The following is a 26,331-nucleotide window of genomic DNA, read 5'->3' as shown; positions in this document are numbered from 1 at the left end:
GCCGTTTTTTGACATTGGATAATATAAACGACCATTTTAAAAATCTATCCATTTAAGCAACAAACAATCAGTTGCTCTCATCCAGCAAAGTAAAATGTAAGAACTCTTTAAAGTCACGGCACACGCCCAGCATTGAAAATTAGATTATTTTTGGAGATGATCAAATTACGTTTTCTGGTTACTTTCTCATTCGTCGCTAATAGTTTACTATTATTCGCTCAAAAGTTACCGGTTGATCGCAATTATGCCAAAGCACTCGCCGCAAATACGCGTAGTGAGACGGGACTACCAGGTAAAAACTATTGGCAAAACCGGGCCGATTATAAGCTAGCCGTAAGTTTTAATCCCGACACGAGGGAAATTAATGGAAAAGTAAGTATTGAATATTACAATAATAGTCCTGATACCTTAAACAGGCTGGTGTTAAAGCTATATGCCAACCTTTATAAGAGCAACGCTATGCGAAATGTTTTTGTGTCTTCCGAAGACGTCGGCGACGGTATTAGTATCACCCGTATCGAAATTGAACATCAGGCAAAATCAGATAAAGAATATAGCATCAGCGGTACAAACATGTACGTCAAAAAAGTACGCTTAGCACCGCATCACCGGGTTAGCATTGATATAGCGTATCATTACACGCTCAATAAGGGTTCATTCTTACGTACAGGTCAAATCGCCGAAGGCTCCTATTTTATAGCTTACTTTTTTCCTCGTGTTGCGGTTTATGATGATATAGATGGCTGGAACGAATATGGCTATTTAGGTAAAGAAGAATTTTACAATGATTATGGGAATTTTAAAGCAAGCATAACTGTTCCGGATAACTATTCTGTTTGGTCGACCGGAACGCTTACCAACGGCAAAGAATTATATCAGCAGGCCATTTTCAAAAAAATTGAAGAAGCCGAAAAAAGCGATAGTGTTATCGAAGTTATCAATCGGGATGAAATACAAAATAAAAATGTTACCAGACACAACGCGGCCAATACATGGAATTTTGAAGCAGATAACGTGACTGATCTTGCTTTTGCGGTAAGCGACAAGTATGTATGGAAGGCTGCTAGTATTGAAGTAGATAGTAATACACACCGTCGCACCCGTATAGATGCCGTATATGATCCTAACCACAAAACGTATGACCATGTTGCTGACTACGCGCGAAAAACGGTAGAACAGATCAGTTATCATTTACCTCGAATTCCGTTTCCTTACCCTCATATCAGCATTGTGGACGGTCTGGATGCTATGGAATATCCGATGATGGTAAACGACCTGCCATTTAAGGATGAAAAGGATGTTGTGGAGTTTACAGCGCACGAAGTTTTCCATTCCATATTTCCTTTCTACGTCGGAACAAATGAAACAAAATATTCATTCATGGATGAGGGCTGGGCAACAATGACAGAATTTATGTTTCATCCGTTGATTGCGCCGCATGTTAAAATGGACTATGATATCAGTAGTATAAATGATTATGCAGGCTTGGCAGAAGACATGCCGTTAATGACGCCAACACCTCAATTGTATGGCAAAGCGCGTTATGGCGATAAGGATTTAAAACCCGCACTGGCACTCTACTATCTAAAGGAAGCACTGGGCGAAAAGAAATTTATCATTGCGTTGCAATTCTTTATTAAAACCTGGGCTGGTAAGCATCCGACGCCATACGATTTTTTCAACTGCACGAACCATGGTACGGGCGCTGATCTCAACTGGTATTGGAAAAAGTGGTATTTCGAAAAAGCAGTCCCAGATCTTTCGATCGAAAAGGTTTCGCACAAGGGTTCGACCTATCAAATCAGTATAATTAACAAAGGCACCGTGCCGATGCCGATTCACGTACGGGTCATCATGTCAGATTCAACAACAAAAGATCTGTTGCGAACCGTTAAGGTATGGCACGATAACGATAAAGTCATGATCTATTTATACTCAAAAAAGAGGATAAATAGAATTGTTCTTGGAAATGCCTATGACGCAGACGTAAACCCTGCCGACAACGTTTGGTTAAATAATAATTGATCAGAAACTTACCCACCGCATGTTTACCATACATTACCCGATATAATCGATGAAATTTCCACTGATCCGTTAAAAGAAAACATCTTAAGTTGCTCAGCCAGATTCCTTACGATGAATTTCCTGGGTTTTAAAAAATATTTTAGTTACCGGGGTCATTAGCCTTTATTGGCCACAAAACGGTCCGGTACGTTAGCTGTATTCAACGCGATAGATCACTTTTCCAGCGTCTTTTCAAAAAAACAAGGACTATACGAATCGCGTAGAAAAAATATTGCGTTTTTTGACATATTTTGCTGCAACGGCAAAAAAAAGCCGCTAAATCATACGATTTAGCGGCTTTTGCATGGTCAGCGGTGAGGGAGGGAAATGTAACTTGACTATTTATAGCCCCTACTGCTGTTATTTGTCGGTTTTTGAAAAAGAGGTCTCGCTAAAGACCCGCTCAAATCAAAGTAATTGATATCAATAGTGATACAAATATAATCAATTCTTAATAATCTTAAGTCCATTAAAAAAATGCGAAATTCAAGTTGCTTTATGTTCCCAGCCGTGTTGATCCATTTTCTTAAAATGTACTGATTAATCCTTTATATGAAGATGCCCGAGAGTTAAAGATTGAATTGGTTACGCCATTTAGATTTGATGAACCGTTGTATAAAATATAGGAATAATGCTAACTCAATTAAGCAAAGCATCGCGTAGCCTTGGCGTTAAGACGTAACGGTTCTAAGTATTAGAAAACTTCGCGATTGTCCCTCAAATAAAAAATGCTATTCCAGTCTCCACTGATCGTATTCTCTTTTATAAATCACATATCGCAAATGCTAATAAAAATACTATTCTATTTCAAAGGGATGAAAACCGTTTACTAATGGTCTATATATGAATGTGATAATAGTGTATATTACATATTTGTAAGCATGCGATATAGATCGCTTTAATATCACAATTTATGGATGATAGTAATTCAACAATAAAGAGTAATGCAATAGAGTTACATTATTGGTTCAATGATGGTAGTCATTTAATGGATGCTTCAATTCAAAATAAATGCGAGTACGAGTTTTTGAATATTGTAAAGGAAATTGCATTAATCTATAAAGTTGAGATTATAATTGAAACGGAGCCGCTTAATGAAGGTGGCTTGATCAGATGGTTCAAAATAGCGCTAAAGGACGAAAACAAAAAAGCTTCCGTTACAATAGCACTTATTACTGCTTTAGTCACAGCAATTATTGTAACACCTGTAACAACTGCGATTAGCAAAGCAACAGAGCATTTAATAGAAAAGCTATTCGAAGATTCAGAAAAGAAAGATCTAGAAAAGGAAAAGCTAAAACTTGAAATAAAGAAACTAAAGCAGGAGACTGAGCTGAATTCCGCTAAACTGGACAGTAGCAACATAATAAGAAAGAGAAGGTCAAACTTTTACGAGTTACTTGAAAAATACCCTAAAGTCGAAAAAGTCTCTTTTGTTCCAACTGATAATGAAAAGAGTCACACTAAGGAAGAGATAACTATACCAAGAACGGATTTCAAAAATTTCATCCTTGCTACTGACGACTTAGAGCCAATCGAAGTTGATAATGCTGTTATTGAAATTATTTCACCGGTACTGAAAAAAGGCAAGTACAAATGGATGGGCCTTTATAATGGAGAAATAGTTTCATTTAGTATGAAATCGACCGAATTCAAAAGTCTAGTCCAGTTAGGTAAAGTTCAGTTCAAAAACGGCACATCGATTAATTGTTGCATAATCATTTACAAAAAGATTGATAGCGATGGCTTGGAGAAATTGGTAAATGTAGAAGTCACTCGTGTCAATCAATACTTTCAAAATGACACTCCTATTGAAACGCCTGAAGGCAAACAGCATAGACGACGTAAGGAAGCAGAAAGCGCACAAACCGATTTATTTGCTTATTTAAAATAACCACTCCGACTCGGACAATATCGGATAGTTATTCCTTCAAATCCCTCACCTTTAGAAAAAAATTTATCATACCTCGTACATGAGGTGTGATGAATTCTCAAAAACCTTGATGACCTTTGATTTTAATAAAAAATAACACAACCTGTGTAGAAGTGGTGAAGTTTATCGGGTTTTAGTTAAGACTTTTACGAGAAGTTGAGCTGATAGAGCTAAAAAACAACTAAAAAAAACCCAAGTTAGGTACAAGTGGTGAAGTTTTTAAATATAAGCTTAGCACTTTTGACTAAGGTTAACTTGACTGAAGGCTAAAAAACACATGCTGTACGTACAAGTGGTGAATTTAATTGAGAACAGATGCTCAATTTTGAGCTGAAGTGACAAAGGAGCTTCAATAAAAATATATCCTACCTCGTACATGAGGTGTGATGTTTATTTGAAGCGGTTGACAAGCTTTGATTGAGGTAACATCAATTAGGACGTAACAAACAGAACCAGACGTGATATGGAGAAAGCATTACTTAAATTTTAAGATAAAGGGTAAAGGGGATACAACATGGGTACAGCCAAAAGTTGTACTTGTGGAGCATTCCCTTACCCGATAAGTTTGAATTTACTTAATGCAAAATGTTATGGCAGTAGAAGTGATCACCAAGGAAGATTTAGAAGCATTCGGTGAAAAGCTGTTAAATCAGATGAAGGCCTTACTCGGCCAAGGACAGGACGACTCCAGAAAGTTCCTGAAGACCTACCAAGTCAAGAACCTGTTAAAGATCTCTAACAATACCCTGCAATTACTTAGAGATAATGGCACGATTCCCTTCACCAAGATCGGCGGTATCTTTTATTACAGCCAAGAGGATATCCTGAAAGTATTAAAGGGAGAAAGCTTAAACAAGCAGGTTAAATTCAGCAGATAAGTGTGTTCATCTGAAATGGAGCAAGCCATGTTTTCGCTACGCTTAAACGGCTTGCTCCTTCGGAGAAATGGAGCAGTCTTTCACTTCGTTCCATCCTTCAGATTATGGCAAGACCAGCATTAAAGGAAGAAGACAAAAGAGTGGTACAGGTCAATATCCGGCTAACCGAAGCAGAGCATGACCGGGTCAATGCCTATGCAGAAGCAGCAGGTATTACCCCCGCCAATTGGATCAGGCAGAAGGTATTTACCGGGAAGTTTCCAGCGATCAGAGTGTCTCCACTGAACGCAGCCGTTTACCGCGAACTGCACAAGATCGGCGTGAACCTGAACCAGGCGGTCAAGGCGATGCACACTGGTAAGCAGCCAAACTTGATTACGATTATTGGCAGTTTGCTGAATCAGCAGAAGGAGATCATTAAAAGGTTGATACCATGACAGCAGACCAGGTCAAAGGCAAAGGATTCCGAGGCGCACTACGGTACAACCTGCAAAAGGTAGATCAGGGTGTTGCTAAAGTAATGGACAGCTCTTTTGCAATACTGGAAGAAAATGCGGTGATGAAAGAACTGCAGCTGGTGAAGATGCTCCGGCCTAACCTGGCGAAATACTTTTATCATACCTCGCTGAACTTTCCACCGAACGAAAACCTGGACGATGAACAAATGAATAAGATCGCCAATCAATATTTGAACAACATGGGATTTGTTCAGAACCAGTATATGATCTTCCGGCACTTTGATGCCGATCATCCGCACGTGCATCTCCTGGTGAATCGGATCGGTTATGATGGCAGTGTTGTGAGTGACAGTAAGGACTACCAGCGAAGCGAACAGGTGTTACGACAACTGGAAAAGCAGCATGGCTTAACCGAAGTCATATCCAGCAGGCAGGCACAGGAAAGGGCCATGACGAAGAACGAACTGGAGATGATGAAGCGAACAGATGAACCATCGACGAAAATGAAGTTGCAGGTCATTTTAAAAAGCATCCTTGAACAAAAATCAAAGCCAAATACAATGCAGTTTATAGCACAGCTGGAGGCCAAAGGGATCAATGTCTTGTTCAACCAGGCAAGTACCGGTTTTGTCAGCGGTATCTCTTACAGCTATGCAGGCTTACAGTTCAAAGGAGCACATTTAGGTAATGCTTATAAATGGCAGGCAATAAAAACAGCAATAAGTTATGAACAAGAAAAAGATCGCACAGCAATATACGAGGCAAATGTTAGCACAAGAGCCCAGCAATCAGCAAGAGCAGCAGCAGGAACAGCAGGCACCCGAGTTAGACCAGGCCAAACTGATGCTGATCCTGCTACAAGGTCAATATCAACAAGCCAGAGAGGAATACCGAGCAAAGACCGAAAAGCAGATCGAGGTGACAGCAATGAGGTTAAGAGAACTGGACAAGATCGCAAACCATCTCGCCTCTCAGATCAAATCAATCGTGAGTCAGGCAGAAAGCATCAGCAAGGTGAACAACCAGGTCGGCAGCAGGTGGATCATCAGAATTTACCTGATCGCGATCTTATCGGGAGTCTGCTCGGCCCTGATCATCATGCTGATCATCTGGACGGAGATCCACTAAAGTTGAAGCAGCGAAAAAAGAAAAGAAAGGGTTTGCGACTTTAAATACAGAAAGAAAACCCAATAATATCCAGCTGCTGCGACCGGCTGCCGCATTCCATTCCGCAGCCCGTCTCCCCGCTATAGCAGGCCCGTATTCGTTCCTCATACCACCTTCACGACTGAGAAAACATATATACTTGTCACAGCATACAAGTAAAAGTTTAGCTCTCGAATTGGAGATTTTATCAGTCATTTTTTCACCAACCATTTTCTTTATCATGCCAGATGTCATTATTAAAAGTCTACTTCAAGATATGTGGAAAGTAAAACAAGGTCAGCAGAAAAAATAAGGTTCCTGCATAATGGCATCATCTCAAACATTAAATCTTTATACTTGCTAGCACAAACTATTATAAAACTTTCAAATAACACCTATGCCTTTAGTTGAACTTTTATCAAGCCTAGTCAACCAAAAAAAATTAATACCTGTAATCGGTGCAGGCGTATCTGCCGCTTCAGCTGGCATACCCGGCTGGTGGGGGCTTATCAAGACTGGTCTAGAGTTTGCAAAAGATCGTGGCCTTTCAAATGACCATCTATACAAAAGTACTGAAGAGAAGTTAGATAAGAATGACTTGGTAGGTGCCGCTAAAGACCTGAAACTATTGCTGAAGGCACCTGGTGGTGTTTACCGAAGTTGGTTGGATTCACAGTTCGACGGGGTAAAGATCAAAAATGAAGAACTTTATAATAGTATTTTAAAGCTTGACGCATCATATCTGATAACAACTAACTACGATAAATTACTCAGTGAGCATCAACTTTACAGGGAAAATTATACTTGGGAAGAGCCTGAACTTGTCAGGAAAAACATAGCTCAGGAAAAGCCCTTTGTATTTCATATCCATGGGGTCTATACCCATCCCCAAAGTCTAATCTTTGGTGGGGATGATTATGACGCGATAAAGTTAAACGCTGCCTACCGCGCACTAATTAACTTCATATGGCTCGGCAAATCGTTGTTGTTTCTTGGCTGCAGTAAAGACGGTGTTTTGGACGAAGATTTCAAACTGACCATTCAAACGTTCACAGACGCTTTTACGGATTCGGCGCATGAGCATTATATCCTGTTAAAAAGTGCGGACGCAGACAGTAAATCCATTAAAGATTTTCTTCATAAATACCGGATACAGATCATCGTTTTTGGAGATCGAAACGATCAACTACCAGTCTTTATTGATAGCTTCAATCCGAATGAGAACCTCAATCGCAATAAATTAAATACATATAAATTTCTAGAGCAATGCATTGCGGATATAAGTGCAGGTAAAAAGGTTCAAATTACATTGAAAGATGAATGGGGACCCGATTCAGCAGCGGTATTAAGGGATTTATTTGACAAACGGCAGGAATTTTCGACCAATAAAAGGAATGAGTTAAGAGCCATTCAGAGTTTGGTCGCTAGTTTCATTACGGTAAAGGAGCTGGCAGAAGCAGCATATTGGGTTTCCGAAACTCCAAGCAATAAAGATCGTTTAGCCGGGCTACCGATCATCGAACGGGCAATTAAAGCAGATCAAATGCTTAGGGCGTTTCCCGAAGAAATTTTAAGAAGAATAAACCGAAAGAATAGATCCATTATTCACCCTTACTGGTTTACCGGCGAACTTACATATCACATTACTAGATATGAAATGCTTAAACAACAGGATAAAGCTGATCATTTTGGTGACCGCTATGACTACGAAAACTTAACGCGTATCATTACTTCCCTCCACAAGGTACTTCTGGTAGATCCTAAAGAAATTTATTCGGAATTATCACCCAAAGTAAGTCTTTTACCAGCACCTGTTGAACATGGCATTTTGCTAATTGTTGGCAGTGAAATATCCGTAAGAAACCCAAAGATGTTTGAAAACAAGCTCGCCAGTATTGCTGCAGAAGACAGTTTGGAATTTGAACAGGCGAATTTAGTTTCATTCCGAGGCAGAAGAATAGTGGTGGGTCACAATAAAGAAGTTGCTTTTACTTGGGATCCTATGAAAGATAGCTTCATTAAACCGTATCATACCCTTACCACAGAAAGTGAAATACATGAGTCAGGCTACGATTTTGATAAAGATGGGAAACTAATATGCTGGGTATTAGCCGGAGGACAATTCAGGACGTTTGTGAATTTTAAGGAAGAACAAATCATTTCTTTACCTAATAGTTACCAGTCATTTACTCTATTAGATACCGCTTCAAGAGTTGCATTCCTCTCACGAAACAAAATAATGCTCCGAGAACTAACTAAGGATGAATATTTGGCGACACCTAACTCAGATGAAATTCTGCAACAATTATTGAAAGACCCGTTCTTTAAAATGTATTTTGATCAGAAGGTTGATGAAATCAAAAAAGGCGATGACTTCTTGAATGACGAGCTGAAAAAGGAACCTCTTGTCTTAGATTTTGAAGCCTTGAAAACATTATTAATAGAGGGGCAGGAATTTCTATGCAGTCGTGCTAATATAAAGTCGAAGTTTAGTACGCATTTCAGTGTAATTCTGTTTTTTGAGGATTCAGGATCAGGTTTGATGTTGCAGGGTTACTTTCTGCAAAAAGACAGTTTGCTTTTTGATTTTGACATAAAGAACGATCTTTTGATAACCGCCGTATCATATGACGTGAAACCAGTCAGTTTATTTGGAATATACAAAAAAGCGCAAACCGGACGGTTATTCAGTTTTATAGAAGTGGAGTTAGGTTGTTCCTTCCCCAAATTTAAATTTCACATGCTTGGTGCGGTGATGGGAAAAAACTCGTCCGAACTTTGGATTACTACGGAGTGGAACGATGTTTACCGATATTACACCGATACCAAACTCCTACAACTGCAAAAGAATGATTGGGGTAAACAGTTTATTAAAGGCTTGACCACTTTTTAAAGAAGCGGATAGAAAGAGCCTGAGACTGCGCTAATAGAAAGAAGACACGAAGAACATCCTTGCGGCTGCGACCAGTTGCTGCATTCCATTCCGCAACCCGTCTCGCCGCTATAGCAGGCCCGTATTCGTTCCTCATACCGACCTGATGACTGCTTCGATATCTACCGGTCATAGCACCGCTACCACAAAGTTAACGACACAGGAAAACCGTAAAGGGTGTAGTAAATAGCAGCTACCGCTGCTACCCTTGACAGTTTCCCTGCATTTAGTTTCGGTTGTTTAAGCGAAGATATGACGCGATGTGTACTAACAATCCAAATAACTAGCTAAGTAGGCAAAACTGAGTAATTTGCTCAAAAAATAGTTGGTTATTGGCTCTCCCTATTTGCTTGGGATAAAATCTACGAACTCGTCTGGCTCATACTTTTAAAAGCAATACCTTAAGCACAGATCAGATATTCCATTCTTACCGTTATGGAAATTCCAACCAAACACTCTAATGTTCGGACGAAGTATTTATTCATCATCCTCAGAAAGTTCATCAACCATCTGTCCGGATTGCCATTCATGATAATTCATCTTGGTTCCAACCACATACCAACGTGTCCGTCCATTCGTATTTCGGTCTAAAATGACTGATCCAGCGGCTGATGGACTTTTAAATGCATAGGTTTGGCTGAAATAATAACGCTTTCCATCAGGAGTCGGCTTTAAAACTCCATCTTCTATAAGCTGTTCTTTGAGGTATTTGTAACTGTTTTTTGCATAGCCAGTATCTTTAAGCGCTTCAGAATTAATTTGCACTACAAACTCTCCGTCTTCATCAACAGCGTAAGCTTTAACGCCAGATTTATGACGAGTTTCAAATCTTATTTGTTCTTTTTGACCTACTGTTTCTTTAGCGGCTTCGGTTGGTCTGCTAACTCCAATTGGCCTCGGTTTTAGCAAGTCTAAACCGACCACCGGCAAAATTACTTTCAAATTAGCAAGAAAAGCCTCCATATTAGCCCTATCAGCTTCAGGCAGACGTCTTCGTTCCGCATCAGGCATTTGAAGTGTTATCGACCGTCACACGGTTGGCTGATTTGGCCATATCAATTAATCTCGCTTCTAAATAACGCACGTGACCTTTCGTTAACGCCTCATCGGATGTTGTTATAACTACCGCTGTTTCCCAAAAACCTCTTTTACCTGCGCTGTCACTTATTCGCTCTTTTACACTATCCGCTTCACCAATATAAGCTTTCATGCGAGAGGCATCATCAGGGTCTTGACCATATAAGATATAGATGCCTGTGCGATCTACTTCTGGGCGTTCTAACAATCTGCCAAAAGTAGATTGGGTTGAAACGGCAACTGAACCAGTCCACCCATGAATCGATGCGATGATCAATCCAGCTGGATTATCATCCACTAAGAAAAGTTGTATTGTTCTACCAAATGCACTGCTCATTGCTTTGTCGATTCAGTTGTGTTTTTAAATATTAACAAATTAAGTTGCTCTCTCTTTTTGTTCAGTTCAGTATTGAGTTCCACCTTCTTATTAAACTGTTTACAACTAGAGATACCTGTGTTGAGCTTTGTTATCGACCTGGTCAGTTCGCCAATCTTCGTTTCAAAAACTATTAGGTCGTTTATTGATTTCGCTTTATCGTTTCGCCCAGATAGCTGCTTACAAAAATCGAGAAAAATATAATCGAGATTTCGTTCCAATTTTAAAGCGTAATTATCATCCTTATTGTCAAACCAATCTGTTGAAAATGTCCAGTCAATGACTGCGGTATCCTCATCTCCGGGATGTGTATGCTTCTTTGAAGTAGATATTAAACTCTCATCGGCATAATGTAGTTGAAAAATAACATGGTAAGGAATGGCCTTATCCATAACTTTGAGCAGATCAGAAACACTCTCTTTTTTACGAAGCTCGATTTCAAAGAGTTGAATTTCGGTGATTTCTTTGCCGCTTAGATTAATGGTCTCGAGGCTAAGTTTATTTGTCCATCTGATCCGTTCAATCAGGTCAACCATCTGCTTTTTTTGCTTAGTATTGGTATAGCTATCAAAGGCGTTTTTAGGGATAACCCTATTAACGACGGTTTTGACAGGTAGTTGTTCGGATAGCGACATATTATTTCACAACAAGGAAAGAGATAAGTTTAAAATCTTCTATCCCTTTGATTTTATCACGCAAGGCAGTTGTACCACCGGCTTTAAATAAGCTGAGAACGTCCTTTTCTTCTTCGTTTTTAAGAATAGAACCAATAGATTTTTTGAGCAGATTTGAATATAAGCCCATCTCTTTGTATTCGTTCGTCTCTGCGCTAAATTGTTCTGCAAGATCGGCCAATGGCTCTTTTCTACCTTTGGAAAGCAGTCGAATAATATCGAGTGTCTTTTTAGCATCAAAGTGGCCGTGAATGACTTGGCCGTCGTTATCAAGGTATACTAAGTAATAAGGGTGAAGGCGGTTTAGTTTATCTATATTGATCTCGGAATTAACATTTTGCAGGACAAATATAACGCCCTTCTGAGCATCATCAAACGACTTTGTAACAGCATGAAGGCCAGTTGGGATGTTCTTTAATTCACCGTATTCTTTTATAAGATTGGATAGGTCAATCCTAAAATCATTTAGCCCCAAGTCTGTGATACTTACCCCTTCGCGTAAATCTTCCAGGTCAACAACTTCTTCCTGAAGTTTACGCAACTGTATTTTGCGATACTCTAAATCTTTTTCCTCTGTATTAAGGATATTATCATCGCCGGTACTAGCCAGGTTGCTAATAAGCATCTTGCTCTCAACCCTCTGCTTCAAGTTGATATACGCATCTAACGTAACATCCGGCCAGAAATTGACCATCGTGATGGCAGTATTGATTGATCCAATACGGTCAATTCGGCCAAAACGCTGGATGATGCGTACAGGATTCCAATGAATATCATAATTGATGAGATAATCACAATCCTGAAGGTTCTGGCCTTCAGAAATACAATCTGTAGCAATAATAAGATCGATACTCTCAACAATATTGGGAAGTATTTGTGCCTTGCCTTTAGAAATAGGTGAAAAGCAGGTTAAAAGGGCATTGAGATCAGTCGGAATCTCTTTGGCACTACATTGCCGTGTTGATCCTGTTATCAATGCTGTGTTGATCCCATAATTTTCTTTAACGTAGTCTTTGAGGTTGCGGTAAAGGTAATTTGCCGTATCTGCAAAAGCAGTAAAAACAATAATCTTCTTATTACCGGGATTTATCGGATTATTTATTTTCTGGGCGATAAGTTCCTTCAGCCTATCAAGTTTTAAGTCCCTCTCTCCTGACAGTTTAGCAATATCAGATAAAAGTTCTCGAATAATATTAAGATCACTGGCCAGGTCTTCTTTCCATCGTGTGGTATCCATGTCCACAACACGAACTTTGACACTTTTACCAATAACGTTTTCTTCATCGCCCCATTCTGGTTCCCAGTCCATCTCTTCAGACAGAACATCTACTTCTGCTGCCGACACGGCAGCATCTGTTTCTTTCTTGGCAATAGCACTCAATGAAGCTTCTATCTGGCTACAAATATTTGTAAGAGTCAGGCTGAATGAATCAACTGAGCTTTCAATTCTTTTCAGAAGATTGATCCGCATTAGTAATTGTAAGCTCTTCTCACGATCTTTCTGGGTGAATGTTCCAGACTTTACCTTCTTATCGTAAAGATCTGCATAGTAATTAACTTTACTTGGCAGGATATAGTTCAACGGTGAATAAACGGACAAGTTTAGTAAAGACAACCGTTCCGCAATATCCTGAAAAGTTACCCCGTCATGTTCAGCCAATGGTGAATAAATTGATAGCGGTTTGTTTCTTGTCGGAAATTTGCCAATATCAGCCGTGTCGTAATAGGTTGTGATATGCTTTCTTGACCGTGCAATTGTGAGGCTATCCAGTATTTCAAAGAAATCAAAATCCAGCATTTCTAACAAGCGCTCGGTCGTTCTTTGCCCTGTTGGATATTTTGACCAGATATTAAAAGATTGCTGCGCCCTTCTGAAAACCTGCTCGATGCCTTGTGTAGTTTCAAGCTTGCTGTCAATGACAGTAGATGCACCTTCATAAGCTAAGGCCAACTGGTTTCTAAGGTCATTGAAACGGTTATTTACCGGCGTGGCTGAAAGCATTAAAACCTTCGTTTCAATCCCTTCCTGAATGATTTTTCTAAGTAATTTCTGATAGCGGGTCTCTTTACCGGCAATGGTATTGTTATTTCTGAAATTGTGCGATTCATCGATAACAACCAGGCCATAATTCCCCCAGTTCACGGCTTCTAAGTTCCTACCGTTGCTAGTACCGCTTTCACGGGATAAGTCCGTATGAAAAAGAACATCATAACGGAAACGATCTTTAGCCAGGATATTGTTTTTATCATTATGGCGAAACGTATTCCAATTTGCTTCAAGTTTTTTAGGACAAAGCACCAATACATCTTTATTTCGCTTTTCGTAGTATTTGATAACGCCAAGCGCTGAAAAGGTTTTCCCTAGACCGACACTATCAGCAATGATGCAGCCATTATATTTTTCAAGCTTATTAATGGCACCGATTACTGCATCACGCTGGAAGTTAAAAAGCCTATTCCAGATAACGGTTTCTTTAAAACCGGTTTCTTCGTTGGGCACATTATCAAGCGATAGGTCGCTTAAGAAGTTACTAAAGATGTTATAGAGCGTAACGAAATAAATAAACTCTGGGCTATTTTCTTTATAAGCATTCTCAAAATATTGTTGTACGGAGAGTGTAACGTCTTTTAAATCATCCTCGTTTTCCCATACCTGATTAAAATAATCCAGGTAGGCTTTGCTTTGCGGAAAATCGACTTTATGAATAAGTGTTGGAAAGCCTTTCTTCGGCGTTACGCCTAAATCTGATGTTGTAAAGCCGCTAATATTAGTGTAGGCAACTTGATTTTCCGCATCATTCTTAATGTGAATCATCCCATTCAGATGCAAACCTGGCTCGAGGTTAGATTTGAATACGACCTTTTCTTTCACCCAGTTTGAGCACTCTTTAGCAATCGCTCGCTGGTTGAGTTCATTTTTAAGTCGCAACTCAAATTCACCTCCACATAGATGGCTTTCATTAAAAATATGCGGGATATAAAATTCCCTGGATATTTTTTGGAACTTTTCTTCAATGAATGCTGGCGAAGTAAAAATAAACTGAAGCTCATCAATCCCTTTTAGCTCCTTTTTTAGCGCTTCGAAAGCGTAAATTGAGAAGGATGAAGCCGCAATAGATAACTTGCTGGCTTTCTTTATTTCCAGCTTCAATTCATCTACCAAACGGTTATTTATATTGTCCAGCAACTTCATTTACCTTATTTTACTTGTACGATCTCCAGTAATTGATCATACGTCTTCAATTTTGAAAATTTAACCTCGTTGCCACTGATCGCATTAAAGTGTTGAGAGGCACAATGAATTTTTAGTTGTTCAATTTCCTTCAGTTCTAAATCGGAATCTGAGCCTTTGGTTTCAGCAACGAAATAAATGTGCCGTACCTTTTCTTTGTCAAATACGATTGCCCAATCCGGGCTGTAGTTAGCCACTGGCGTTGTAATGTAAAACGTTTTCGGCAGCTTAGCATAAACGATTACTTCAGTACTATTTTCGAGTGCTTCAGCAAACTTAGCTTCAATGCCGGAATCAGTGGTTAGGTAATCGTAAATATGCTTTTTCAGCAATTCCGTACGTCTGATCGTTGACCGGTCATTTGTAAATACGGTTTTTGCATCATGTCGATCTTCAGTCTTATGATAAACAATGTTGTTGATAATCAGACTGGCCTTGACCTCGTTAATCAGCTTGCTGCATTTGGCAATAAACTCTTCCGGATTGCGTCGTACCAATAGAAACTTCTGTGGTTCGATGCTTTTCAGTATCTGAACAACGGTATACCTGGTCAAGTTGGTGTAATTGACGATTTCACCGACCAGATCATAGACAACATTTGTGTAAATGTCAGAGTTCAGCTTTCGTGTCGTTCTATCGGTTTCTTTAAAGCTTTCCTTGTTTTCCAGCTGTGCTTTTGAACTCTGCTGAAGTTCGCCACTTTTTACCTCGTAGCTACGCTCCTGAATGTGCAGGTCAGCATTGATGCGGTTTTTGCTGTCCGCAATCAGTTTCTGGGAATCAAAGTTAACCTCGTAGGTCGACTTGATGTTAATTTTGTCCCAAAGTGCCTGAAACTCCTTCTTGTGGAAATTGGTATTAATGGTTACTTCGATGGAATCTCGGTCATTTTCGGGCAAAGGTACCTCGCCGCTGAAGATAGACTTCAACAACACAGTAATGGCTGTCTTAAAAGGTTCCAGGTTTTCTGGAACGGGTACCTTATTCGCTTCTATGAATTTGCGGCCATCAGCAGTGATCTTATCATCATCGTCAAGAATGTCGTTTTTATATAGAAACTTGTTGAGCTTCTTCGCTGTATCCTCATCGATGCGTAGTTCAGCGCCTGCTTCGTTCTTTAAAAGCTTGCCAACAAAATAGTCTACTCCGGCTTTCTGCGGACGATTTTTAAGCGTCGCTGCAATTTCGCTTTGAAGACCTTTGGCAAATTCCTCATAGCTTTCTGAGGCAATCACGGTTAGCTTGTTGATCTCGTGAACCTGGTCGGCAACCGTATCAAAATCCTGCCGGATGCCATGCCTGTCAACGGATAGACGCATCCCGCGTCCAACTTCCTGACGGCGACGAATGGTAGCGTCCGAATGCTTTAGCGCACAAATTTGGAACACATTCGGGTTGTCCCAACCCTCTTTCAGCGCGGAGTGGGAAAAGATAAAGCGCGTTGGCTCTTCAAAGCTTAACAAGCGCTCCTTATCCTTCATGATTAAATCGTAGGCGCTGATATCATCAGATTCCGTTTCCTCGCCACCTTTTGCCTTTTTTACACTCGGATCAATTAGCTTTTTTTGCTTATCTATCGAAAAGTAACCATTATGCACGCGATGGGCATCGTCGCGGCCCAGGTATTCCAAATACCCCTCTGGCATATATGCTTTATGGCTCAGCGCAGGATCGTTATCGTGCAGGTATTGGTTATATTCTTGATGAAATAAATCAATAAAATCGTTTTTGACAAGGTTATATTCTTCTTCAAATATCTGCGCGTATTCACCCAACTGTTCTTCGCCGTCTTTGCTGTAAATACGGTATTTTTCAACGGAATCAATGAAAAACAAGCTCAAAACTTTAATGCCTTTATCGAATAAGGCCTTCTCCTTGGTAAGATGCGAGATAATTGTTTCTCTGATCTGAATGCGGCGAAACGCCTTCTCATCCAAGTCGCCAATAGCTTCCCCAGCAAATAGTTCCTGACCATTGATCGTTACCTTATTGAAATAGCCGTCGATACCCTGAACAACATGATGCTTGTATTGCGGCATTTCGCCTGATAGTTCATAGAGGTTCGTACCCTCTGCAACCTTTTGACGAATTCTTTTTACACCCGTTCCGCTTCGTTTCTCGTACTCTAGTAAGGCCATTGGCGGTTGATTGCCATTCACCACAATTTGCTCCAAATACAAATAGCCTGTGGTACCTGTGGAGTTTTTGAGATTGATGCCCTTAACTTGAATTTTCTTTACCAGCTTCTTGTTATACGCATCCAATGCGTCCAGTCGGTAAATTTTGTTGTATTCCGTTTTATGTGTTGCAGAATACCGCAGTGTAAATAGCGGATTGAACTCCTGCATCCCCTCTAACGTCTTGTCACCATCAACGGATTGTGGTTCGTCAATAATCAATATGGGGTTAGTTTGGGCGATAATATCAATTGGCCTACGCGTCTGGAAACTATCTATCTCCATAAAAATACGCCGTGCGTCTTTCCCCTTGGCATTAAATGCTTGCGTATTAATAATCATTACGCTGATACGGCTATCGGCGGCAAAATTCTCAATATCCTGCGGACGGCTGGAATTGTAGATAAACGGCTTTATTTTGTGCCCGTAAATTTCCTGGAAGTGTTCTTGCGTTACCTCGAAAGATTTATAAACGCCCTCGCGAATAGCAATACTGGGTACAATGATTATGAACTTACTCCAGCCATAATTCTTATGCAGCTCATACATCGTGCGGATATAGGTATAGGTTTTACCGGTACCTGTCTCCATCTCAATCGTAAAGTTATAGCCTAATTTTAATCCGCGTGGACGCTCGATTTTATCGCTTTCAAACAGGTCATTTGAAAGTTGCACCTGCTGTATATTTTTGAGTACTTGGTTGTCTGTAAGCTGTAACGGCCTATTACGGTAACCGATGCTCTCTAATACATCGTCTTCTAACTCTAAAAGATTTTCGCCTCGGGCGGCGGCCTTAGCTTTACGCACAATATTAGCGCTTCTCTCCAATGTGAAACGCGTAGTCTCCAACGGCTGTCCAATAAAGCACTCAACGACTGCTTTAACTGCCTGTATTTGAAATTGCTGTTCTTTAAACTGTAATTTCATAGCTTAAATAACACGCATTTCTGTGTCAGGACTTAGTTGTTTTAATAACTGCTTCACATTTTCTTTTGCAGTATCATCTTTAAAAGAGGCATCTCTAAAAACAACACGTAATGGTTTATGCTGTGCTATTTCCTTTGTAAATGTCTCATCAACACCTTTATCAAAACACGCCATCAATGAGTTCGCGGCTACTTTGAAAACATTTTTACCAGCAACTTTCAATTGTTCGATTTTATATGATAGAGGTAATCCCCAATCTAGCATTACTTGCGTTAAAAGGTCATCTCCGCTACGACCTGGTTTTACATTATCAGCGAAGGCTCCTAGTTGAGATTGTTGATAGTCTTGAGGTCTATAATAAACATCTTGCATATTGCTCTCATCCAAACGAAATACACGAAAGCCATAATCAATGTCAAAATTACTGAGGGAATCACCTTCAGTTGCATCGTCTGATGTCAGCAGTAATTGTCTATTTTTTAATAAGTTTAAATCGTTTCTATTTTTTAATTTTTCACCTGCACGTCGGATTCTTTCTTTTCCAATTTCACAAATACTTTTGAAACCAGAATTATAAGCCTCACTTTTCTCAGGCGTTTGCTCTGGCAATTGTACCATTATATATTTTCGTTTTCCGGCATCATCGTAGTTTAATTGCATGATCGAATGAGCTGTAGTTGATGAACCAGCAAAAAAATCGAGAATAATGTCTCCATCTTTTGTGCCGCAGATTTTGGCTAAATATTTTATTAACTCGACCGGCTTAGCAAAATCGAATGGTATACCTAATTCTTTAAGTTCTTTCGCACTATGACGGTTTTCAAACTTTGTAATTAAATCATTAGGTAGTTGACCGTCTTCTTCTCGGTCTTCTAACCATATTTTGGTGTTTACATTCCAGTCAACAAAATCCCCATTTTGATCAACTAAAACTTTATTAGTAGTTTTTTTAAATTCGATATTTCCAGCCTGCTTTTCTTTCAAATATCGATCATAAGTCCATCTCCACACACCATCATCTTTTCGCAATGGAACAATTTTTTCACCTTCTTTATTTTTGTCAGGATAAACGCTTCCAGGTGGAATAAGCAATTTGCCATCGGGAGCTTCTATATAATAACGCTGATTAGCTCGCGCTTCTAAAGACGATTGATATAGCCCCATTGATCGGTATATTTTACCCTTACGTTCTCCCTGAGCTTCTACTTGAGTATATACTTTTTTGATAAGCTCTGGATCCATTTCACCTCTAAATCCTTTAGCGGAATCGGCGTTTTTTGCTGCTATTACAATATATTCTATGTTTGGTGAAAAAAACTTTCCTTTGTTCCCCCCAGCCTTCGCAAGCCTCCCCACAATGCTTATGCGGTTAGTTTCTCCAAAAATTTCGTCTATTAATTTAACTACGTTTGATACCTCATCCTGTCCTATCGATATAAAAATAACACCCTCGTCGGAAAGTAGGTTTCTTGAAAGTTTTAGCCTTGGATACATCATTGTTAGCCAGTCCGAATGATATCGACCTGAACTGTCTGGGTTAGGCACAAGACGTTGGCTCAATTCATCTATTTGGCCAGAATCTTCTTTAAATTCATCAGCTGCTATAGTGAAAATATCTTTATATATAAAATCATTTCCTGTATTATAAGGCGGATCGATATAAATCATTTTCACCTTACCCAAATAACTTTCCTGCAATAGTTTCAAAACTTCAAGATTATCGCCTTCGATATACAGATTTTCAGTATTGTCAAAATCTACAGAGTCTTCGCGGATAGGACGAAGGGTTTTTGTGGTAGGTAGATTAGCTGTAACAATCGCTTCCTTCTTTCCAGGCCATTCCAGGCGATAGCGTTCTTTATTACCCTCAACAATTTCGGCACTGAGTTCTTGCCTTAAAAGATCAAAGTCAATGGCTTTGCCCTCGGCTGTTTCTGTAACACAATTTGGAAACAAAGCGGCAATTTGATCTATATTCTTGCTCACCAAATTTGATGAGGCCATATCTAATTTGTCAAAAGTTTCGGTCATGAATTGTTCTCAAGTTTAGGCTTAGTCTTTCTTATAATAGAACATAAACCCAGTTCTGTATGCTTAAATTAAAAAATAAAGGTAATGTAAACGGTTGGAATTAAAAAAGTCCTCACTTCTATTAACCAATCAAAATTCTTGTTGCGGAATTCCTTTCAGCTAAATACCTTTAGCAAATGCCTTGCCTTCACAAATTTAATACAGAGCTGTACCTGGAACACCTAGATTACGATCCGGAAACCCTTATACTTGGCACGTTCAATCCAGCCTGGCCAGAAGAAAATTCCGCTAAGTGGTTTTATGGCCGAACGCGCAATAGCAAAGGTAAACAGAGCAACAATTTTTGGGAAGTACTGCCCCGGCTATATGGCCAGCAGAGCCTGATCGACGAGTCACCAGAGCAGTGGAAGCTATTCTGCAGAACGCATGGTATTGCTATATCCGACCTGATCTATTGCATCAAAGATGCGAACCCAGATGACAGTACGCATAAAAGATGGTTAAAAACTTACAGTGATCATGCTATTGCTACGCGTTTCGAGAAGCATGTAAAGGTGAACTTAAAGGTGATTCTGGCTAGTCGTCCTAGTATTAAATATATTTACCTGACAAGAGGTGCCAAGGAAACAGATCATAAATTTTGGCAAAACTGCTGGAAGCCTGTTCTAGAGTCAGCGGAATTACAGAATAAACGTGCGCGAACCTTACTTACACCTTCCCGCTATGCTTTCTACCAGCAGGCAGCTTACAATAAAGATCATCCGGATCAAAGGATACCCAGTCTCCCTGATTTCATCTTGAAAAGATGGCAGAGTAAATGGCACTTTTAAGAACCTTAGCTTTTATATGGCAATATTAGAGAAAAAAGTCCTTTCAGTAGGGCAATACCTGCTCAACTCCAAACTCAGCATTCCTCCCTACCAGCGCCCTTACAAGTGGGGGAGCAAAAATGCACTTCAATTGATTGAAGATATCAGCCGCTTCAAAGGCAAACCTTATCGTATTGGCACTATTGTGGTTTGCAAGCAAAACGAGTCCTGGGAAATCGTGGACGGACAACAACGGACTGTGACTTTTTTACTTATCCTCCGGGCAATTCAAGATCATTGTTACGGGGAGATCGAAGCAGCAGATCTTAAAGAGATGCTGGAAACGCTCTCCCGTAGCCAGTTTCGGCCAAAGTTCGTAAGCGATGTTTCCAAGCAAAATCTCCAGACTAACTACCGCGAAATTGAGCGAAGAGTAGTAGATATGAACGAAGGCTTCATCCGTTTTTTTCTCACCCAGTGCCAGGTTACTTATTTTGTTATAGACAATATATCGGAAGCATTTCAATTTTTTGATTCGCAGAACTCTCGGGGTAAAGATCTTGAACCTCATGATCTGCTTAAAGCTTACCACTTAAGAGAACTCCAGAAGAAAGAACACTCGGCTAAAGAAGAGGAGGTAACTAAATTGGTCGACCGCTGGGAGGAAATGAAAACCTGGCAGCTTACTAACCTCTTTACTGACTTCCTGTACCGGGTAAGAGAATGGTCGAGTGGGCGGTCTGCGAGGTATTTCACTAAGGAGAAAGCTTATTTGTTCAAAGGTGTAAATTTAAATGACGAATATGATTATCCCTACCTGAAGGCTTTTAGGATCATCGCCGATCATTTCCAAAAAAATACCGACAGAGGGGTGGGTTATCCCTTCCAGCTTGATCAGGTCGTAATCAACGGGAACTATTTTTTCGAGATGGTCAATCATTATGAAACCTTTTTTTCGCAAGGCGTAAGTTTGCTGGAGCCACTGGACGATGCAAGCAACCTGATCCTGGAAACCTTACGCACGTACGACGGCAAAGACCGCACAGGAGACCGCTATATACGAATGATGTTTAATTGTGCACTATTGTTCTACCTGGATAAGTTCGGGAAAAAGGATATCGAACGCGCGATCCTCAAAATATTCATTTGGGCGTATACACCTAGATTAACTTACCAGAATCTTCAGCTTGCTTCCGTGGATAACTACGTAACGCAAGAGAACAACCTTTTCCGTCGAATTCATCAGGCGGTACATACAGACAGGATTACGGGAATTGAACTGCCTTTAATCACCAAACCATTTGATTCCCCAAAAACCAGACAGATCAAAGAATTATTTATCAAATTCAAGTACTATGGAACAACCGTCTGAAGCGATCGAAGCGTTGACGATCAGGCAACTACTCGGCAACGGTGAGCAATATATGATACCTATCTACCAGCGCAAATACGCTTGGGAGGCTAAAGAGATCGAGCAGTTGGTGCAGGATATTGCCGACTATGCAACTGGGCACGGGCAGGAAAATTATTTTATTGGTACGATGGTAGTAGCAATCGATCCTAACTTGCCAGGGCATGTTCAGGTGGTGGACGGGCAACAACGCCTCACTACACTTTCAATAATGGCCGCCTCTATCAGAAACGGTTGGAAGGAAATAGAAAAGAACTGGTTGACCGCGGTTAATATAACCTATGCTAGCAGGATAAGTGCGAAGACCAGCCTTTTGGATGCCTTTAACGGTCATTTTCCTAGCGAGGAACAGGATGATCAAATCAAAGCTGCTTATTATATCTGCAGGGAAGAGATTCGTAAAAAACTCAGCGAGAAGAATATTTCGATAGAGAGTTTCACAAGCTGTCTGTTCGACCGCGTTCAACTGTTACGGGTCCCTTTACCGCAGGGAATCGATTTGAATCATTATTTCGAGATCATGAACAGCCGCGGCGAGCAACTGGAAAAGCAGGAGATATTGAAAGCACGGCTCATGAAGTATTTCGTTTCTCTCGAACCGAAGCAATGCAGACGGTACCAATACGCTTTTCATAAAGTATGGGAAAGTTGCGAGAATATGGAAAGGTATGTCCATTATGGCTTTAGCACCGATGAACGCAGCGCTATATTCGACGAGGCTAATTGGATGGATCTTCGCATTAGAAATTTCGATGATCTCGTTTCATCACTCGTTCACAAGGAAAGAGATGCGGAGCGTGACGAGGAAATGTCAATCGATGATATCCTGAGGGCGCCATTGTTAGTTGAAAAGAAGAAACAGGATGAAGAAGCTCCTGAACGCTTCAATACTGTGATCAATTTCCAGAATTTTTTACTCCATGTGCTCCGTGTTCAGATGCGAAGTACATCAGTGAGCCTGGATGATAAACAGTTAATCGACATGTTTGATGAAGTACTGAGTAAAGAGCCGGATCAAGCCCTCTCTTTCGTCAAAGAATTTGCTTTCAACCTACTAAAGTGCAAACTCCTCTTTGACCGGTATGTAATCAAAAGGGAGTTTACCGGCGGAACGGATAGATGGAGTCTTAAAACGCTTAAACGTTATGAGACAAAAGCGAACAGAAACGGCGTAAAGTACATTAATACTTTCGGCGAAGAAGATGACGCAGGTTTTGAATCCGTTAACCAGCGGGTTATCATGCTTTTGTCAATGTTTCATGTGTCCGTGCCGTCAATGGTCTATAAGTATTGGTTTAACGCTGTTTTGGATTACCTCTTCTATACCACCGAAATTGAAAGTAAGCCTTACATCTATTACATGGAGCGTGTAGCAGAGGCGTTTGTATTTGATCGCTTTTTGGCAGAAAAGCCAAAGGAATATCACGAACTGCTTAAGCCAGGCGTAATGCTTGCGGCTGAAAGGGATGAGAGTGGATTGAACCTATCCAAACTGAGGTATACGAACCTCCAAAATAACTTAATCTTCAATTACCTTGACTATTTAATCTGGATGAGGGAAAAAACGCACCGAAAGGATGAGCGGGTGAGTAAGTTCGCGTTCACGTTCCGTAGTTCGGTCGAACATTTCTATCCTCAGCATCCTATTAACCCACAGATACCTAAACTGAATGATCACTATCTCCATGCTTTCGGCAACCTTTGCCTAATAAGCCATGAAAAAAATTCTCGACTCAGCAATTATATGCCCGACGCGAAGAAAAGCCATTACATAAAAAGCGCCATTGATAGCATGAAGCAGTTCCTTATGATGGATTATACAGAATGGGAGGAAAAGGACATCGATCATCATGAAGCAGATGTTACCGGGTTATTGCTTGACCAGCTTACTAGGCCGCGGCAACAAGGCATTCCAATCTCTACTGATGTAGTGGAGATCAGCACCAGCAAAATGGAAGCTTGATCAATTATGCTTCCCCTTGGTGGACGTTATGATATCGAAAAGATTGACTATTTCTTATCACATTTAAGCCATAGTTTCATGGAAATTTAAGGACCGTTTCTTTATGCTATTTATTCATCAGGTTTATACCCAATTCTTTTTCTATCATTGACAACGGTTTGTTGAACTTCTATTTTATTGGATAACTCGTCAAGGTAAGCAAAGACGATTTCCATGTTTTTGCCATGATTAAAAAGTTCATTTCTGATTTTTTCGAGCTCCAATCGTATCTCAGTCGTATCAGTCAAAATCTGTCTGACCTGCACAAAAATTCGCATGATACGTATGTTTACCTGTATTGCCGCAGGGCTATTTAGCACACTTGAAAGCATACTGATGCCCAGTTCAGTAAAAGCCATAGGAGCATACTTGAAATTTTGTCCTTGTTTCAAGGTGCCAATTTGGCTCCTTGAAATCTGATATTCTTCAGGGGACAGTTCGAACATAAAATCCTCGCCTGGGAACCGCTCAATATTCCTTCTTACCTGGCGCTTAAGGTGCTTGGTCTCTACTTGGTACAGTTCTGCGAGATCATAATCTAACATCACTTTCTGACCTCTAACGATATAGATCTTACTTGAAATGATTTCGTCTGTAATGATTCCTTCTTTTTGCATGATGTGCAGTTAAGGTTATCACGAAATGTGATAACCGTTTTCGATTTTTGACAATTTACTTTCAGTGACTCTCAGTTTCTCTTTTAAAACAGCCATATCCTCGCTTACCTTAGCATCTAAAATTTTTGCGTAATGCTGCGTAGTGCGGATGTTCCGGTGACCAAGCATTTTAGAAACACTTTCTATAGATACGCCGTTTGACAGGGTGACAACTGTAGCGAAAGTGTGCCGGGCGATATGAAAGGTTAATTCCTTATTGATACCGACTGCATCGGCAATCTCCTTTAAATAGCTATTCATTTTTTGGTTAGATAGGACAGGCAATGCTTTATCGTGATGTAAGCATTCTGGATTATCCTCATACTTTTCCAATATCTTCAATGCGGTAGGTAATAATGGGATACGGGACGTGGTCTCTGTTTTTTGACGTGAAGTAAAGATCCATTGTTGCCCATCAATACCTTTGATGATCTCAGACCTTTTAAGTTTTTTTACATCAGCGTAAGCTAATCCGGTAAAACAACTGAAAAGGAATATAACCCTGACTTGTCTGACCCGATTGGTAACTAGCTTAGCATCTGCCATGGCCTGAATTTCATCTTTGGTCAAAAAATCTCTAACTACCTCTTTTACTTTTGGCTTGTAGTTAACGAACGGATCTTTGTCCAGCCAGCCATTCGCTATACATAGCCTGATAATCTTTTTGAAATTCTTGACATATTTGACCGTAGTATTGTTCGCGCAATTGCATTCTGACCGTAGATAGAAATCAAAGGATGTGATAAACTCGTGATCAACAGTTTTAATGTCTATATCCGATTTCCGGTACTGCCACTGAATGAATTCAGTCACATGCCTGAAAGTGGTTTCAAAGATGGTCAACGTCCCCTGGGAATATTCTTTTCCGATGAGCAGTTGCAGACGCTTATTGTGTTCCTTGAAAATAGGGATCAGCATTTTTTGCCTTTCCTTTTGCTCTTTGCCAAGTAATCGGTTTTTGAGATCTTCCACACAGATGTTCGCATTTGCATTCATCATTTTTCTGTGCTCATCATAAACCTGCTGTTCAAGGGTTTTGAGATAATGGTTAAAGACACGGGCCTCTTCGTTGGTGCCGGTCATCTTTTGCTGGTCCACATTCCAGCGTTCCGGTTTGATGTACCGGCGGGTCGTAAATTCAACACGTTCACCTGCCACTGTCAATCTCAGATAAACCGGGGCTGTACCGTCTTTAAGTGTTTTGCTCTTTTTCAACGCGAAGTTGATACAAACTGTTCTGATCATCGCCTTAACGATTAAGGATTAAAAATTAAACTTTTAGCGGTTCAGCGAGACCTAATTTACGAAGGGCCGAATAGGTCTCGCAAGAGGTCTCGCTTCGATTGATATGAATTGCGTTGAAATGAGATGGCTATAAAGCAAAAACGCCCCAGATCGTATGATCTGAGGCGTTTTTCAAAACTTTGACATGTTATTTGCGGTGAGGGAGGGATTCGAACCCTCGGTACAGTTTCCCGTACGTCAGTTTAGCAAACTGATCCTTTCGGCCTCTCAGGCACCTCACCGTGTTTATTGCGGTTTTTTCCC

Annotated in this window: 17 protein-coding genes and 1 tRNA gene; 9 read left to right on the top strand and 9 right to left on the bottom strand. The window is 40.3% G+C overall.

Going from position 1 to position 26,331, the window contains the following annotated elements; genetic code table 11:
• Positions 1 to 156: 156 nt before the first annotated feature.
• The 6 genes from GWR56_RS15185 to GWR56_RS15160 all read left to right on the top strand — a co-directional run bounded on the left by GWR56_RS15185 (position 157) and on the right by GWR56_RS15160 (position 9,372).
• Positions 157 to 2,025, top strand: a complete 1,869-nt coding sequence (locus GWR56_RS15185; protein ID WP_162432072.1) for a M1 family metallopeptidase — start codon at positions 157 to 159, stop codon at positions 2,023 to 2,025.
• 952 nt (positions 2,026 to 2,977) lie between these two features.
• Complete coding sequence (locus GWR56_RS15180) at positions 2,978 to 3,958, top strand: hypothetical protein (RefSeq protein WP_162432071.1); 981 nt, start codon at positions 2,978 to 2,980, stop codon at positions 3,956 to 3,958.
• A 629-nt stretch (positions 3,959 to 4,587) separates the two neighbouring features.
• Positions 4,588 to 4,875: a helix-turn-helix domain-containing protein gene (locus GWR56_RS15175; RefSeq protein ID WP_162432070.1), complete on the top strand. Its 288-nt coding sequence runs from the start codon at positions 4,588 to 4,590 to the stop codon at positions 4,873 to 4,875.
• Positions 4,876 to 4,979: 104 nt separating this feature from the next.
• Positions 4,980 to 5,312 (top strand): plasmid mobilization relaxosome protein MobC, encoded by a 333-nt coding sequence (locus tag GWR56_RS15170; protein WP_162432069.1) that lies wholly within the window; start codon positions 4,980 to 4,982, stop codon positions 5,310 to 5,312.
• Entirely contained in the window at positions 5,309 to 6,505 is a 1,197-nt protein-coding gene (locus GWR56_RS15165; protein ID WP_162432068.1) for a relaxase/mobilization nuclease domain-containing protein, read from the top strand. Before GWR56_RS15170 ends, GWR56_RS15165 begins: the two co-directional genes overlap by 4 nt.
• Positions 6,506 to 6,876: 371 nt before the next feature.
• Positions 6,877 to 9,372 (top strand): SIR2 family protein, encoded by a 2,496-nt coding sequence (locus GWR56_RS15160; protein WP_162432067.1) that lies wholly within the window; start codon positions 6,877 to 6,879, stop codon positions 9,370 to 9,372.
• Between the two features lie 516 nt (positions 9,373 to 9,888).
• On the opposite strand, the gene GWR56_RS20565 is transcribed toward GWR56_RS15160, so the two are convergent.
• The 6 genes from GWR56_RS20565 to GWR56_RS15135 are packed head-to-tail and all read right to left on the bottom strand — an operon-like array spanning position 9,889 to position 19,905.
• Positions 9,889 to 10,422 (bottom strand): DUF4357 domain-containing protein, encoded by a 534-nt coding sequence (locus tag GWR56_RS20565; RefSeq protein WP_202925330.1) that lies wholly within the window; start codon positions 10,420 to 10,422, stop codon positions 9,889 to 9,891.
• Positions 10,415 to 10,825 (bottom strand): GIY-YIG nuclease family protein, encoded by a 411-nt coding sequence (locus tag GWR56_RS20560; protein WP_202925329.1) that lies wholly within the window; start codon positions 10,823 to 10,825, stop codon positions 10,415 to 10,417. The genes GWR56_RS20565 and GWR56_RS20560 overlap by 8 nt, the downstream gene beginning before the upstream one ends.
• Positions 10,822 to 11,499: a DUF4391 domain-containing protein gene (locus GWR56_RS15150; RefSeq protein WP_162432066.1), complete on the bottom strand. Its 678-nt coding sequence runs from the start codon at positions 11,497 to 11,499 to the stop codon at positions 10,822 to 10,824. The genes GWR56_RS20560 and GWR56_RS15150 overlap by 4 nt, the downstream gene beginning before the upstream one ends.
• Before the next feature lies 1 nt (position 11,500).
• Positions 11,501 to 14,731: a helicase-related protein gene (locus GWR56_RS15145; protein ID WP_162432065.1), complete on the bottom strand. Its 3,231-nt coding sequence runs from the start codon at positions 14,729 to 14,731 to the stop codon at positions 11,501 to 11,503.
• A 5-nt stretch (positions 14,732 to 14,736) separates the two neighbouring features.
• Complete coding sequence (locus GWR56_RS15140; protein WP_162432064.1) at positions 14,737 to 17,874, bottom strand: type III restriction-modification system endonuclease; 3,138 nt, start codon at positions 17,872 to 17,874, stop codon at positions 14,737 to 14,739.
• A 3-nt stretch (positions 17,875 to 17,877) separates the two neighbouring features.
• On the bottom strand, positions 17,878 to 19,905 hold the full coding sequence (locus GWR56_RS15135; protein WP_162432063.1) for a site-specific DNA-methyltransferase: 2,028 nt from the start codon (positions 19,903 to 19,905) through the stop codon (positions 17,878 to 17,880).
• 176 nt (positions 19,906 to 20,081) lie between these two features.
• Here GWR56_RS15135 and GWR56_RS15130 point away from each other — a divergent pair, with 176 nt between their 5' ends.
• From GWR56_RS15130 to GWR56_RS15120, 3 genes are read left to right on the top strand one after another with little or no spacing between them, the layout of a single operon-like run.
• Positions 20,082 to 20,735 carry a hypothetical protein gene (locus tag GWR56_RS15130; RefSeq protein WP_162432062.1) on the top strand — a complete coding sequence of 218 codons (654 nt, stop codon included), beginning with the start codon at positions 20,082 to 20,084 and terminating at the stop codon, positions 20,733 to 20,735.
• Between the two features lie 16 nt (positions 20,736 to 20,751).
• Positions 20,752 to 22,086, top strand: coding sequence for a DUF262 domain-containing protein (locus tag GWR56_RS15125; RefSeq protein WP_162432061.1), 1,335 nt, complete (start codon positions 20,752 to 20,754; stop codon positions 22,084 to 22,086).
• A complete protein-coding gene (locus GWR56_RS15120) occupies positions 22,070 to 24,088 on the top strand; it encodes a DUF262 domain-containing protein (protein ID WP_162432060.1) in 2,019 nt (672 codons plus the stop codon). The genes GWR56_RS15125 and GWR56_RS15120 overlap by 17 nt, the downstream gene beginning before the upstream one ends.
• A 110-nt stretch (positions 24,089 to 24,198) precedes the next feature.
• Here GWR56_RS15120 and GWR56_RS15115 read toward each other — a convergent pair whose 3' ends face one another.
• The 3 genes from GWR56_RS15115 to GWR56_RS15105 form a co-directional block, all read right to left on the bottom strand.
• Positions 24,199 to 24,744, bottom strand: a complete 546-nt coding sequence (locus GWR56_RS15115) for an ORF6N domain-containing protein (RefSeq protein WP_202925328.1) — start codon at positions 24,742 to 24,744, stop codon at positions 24,199 to 24,201.
• An 18-nt stretch (positions 24,745 to 24,762) separates the two neighbouring features.
• Positions 24,763 to 26,028 carry a site-specific integrase gene (locus tag GWR56_RS15110; protein WP_162432059.1) on the bottom strand — a complete coding sequence of 422 codons (1,266 nt, stop codon included), beginning with the start codon at positions 26,026 to 26,028 and terminating at the stop codon, positions 24,763 to 24,765.
• A 194-nt stretch (positions 26,029 to 26,222) separates the two neighbouring features.
• Positions 26,223 to 26,309 (bottom strand) — tRNA-Ser (locus tag GWR56_RS15105).
• Positions 26,310 to 26,331: the final 22 nt, after the last annotated feature.

Source organism: Mucilaginibacter sp. 14171R-50, assembly GCF_010093045.1.
GTDB lineage: Bacteria > Bacteroidota > Bacteroidia > Sphingobacteriales > Sphingobacteriaceae > Mucilaginibacter.
This window is presented reverse-complemented; position numbering and strand designations above follow the sequence as displayed.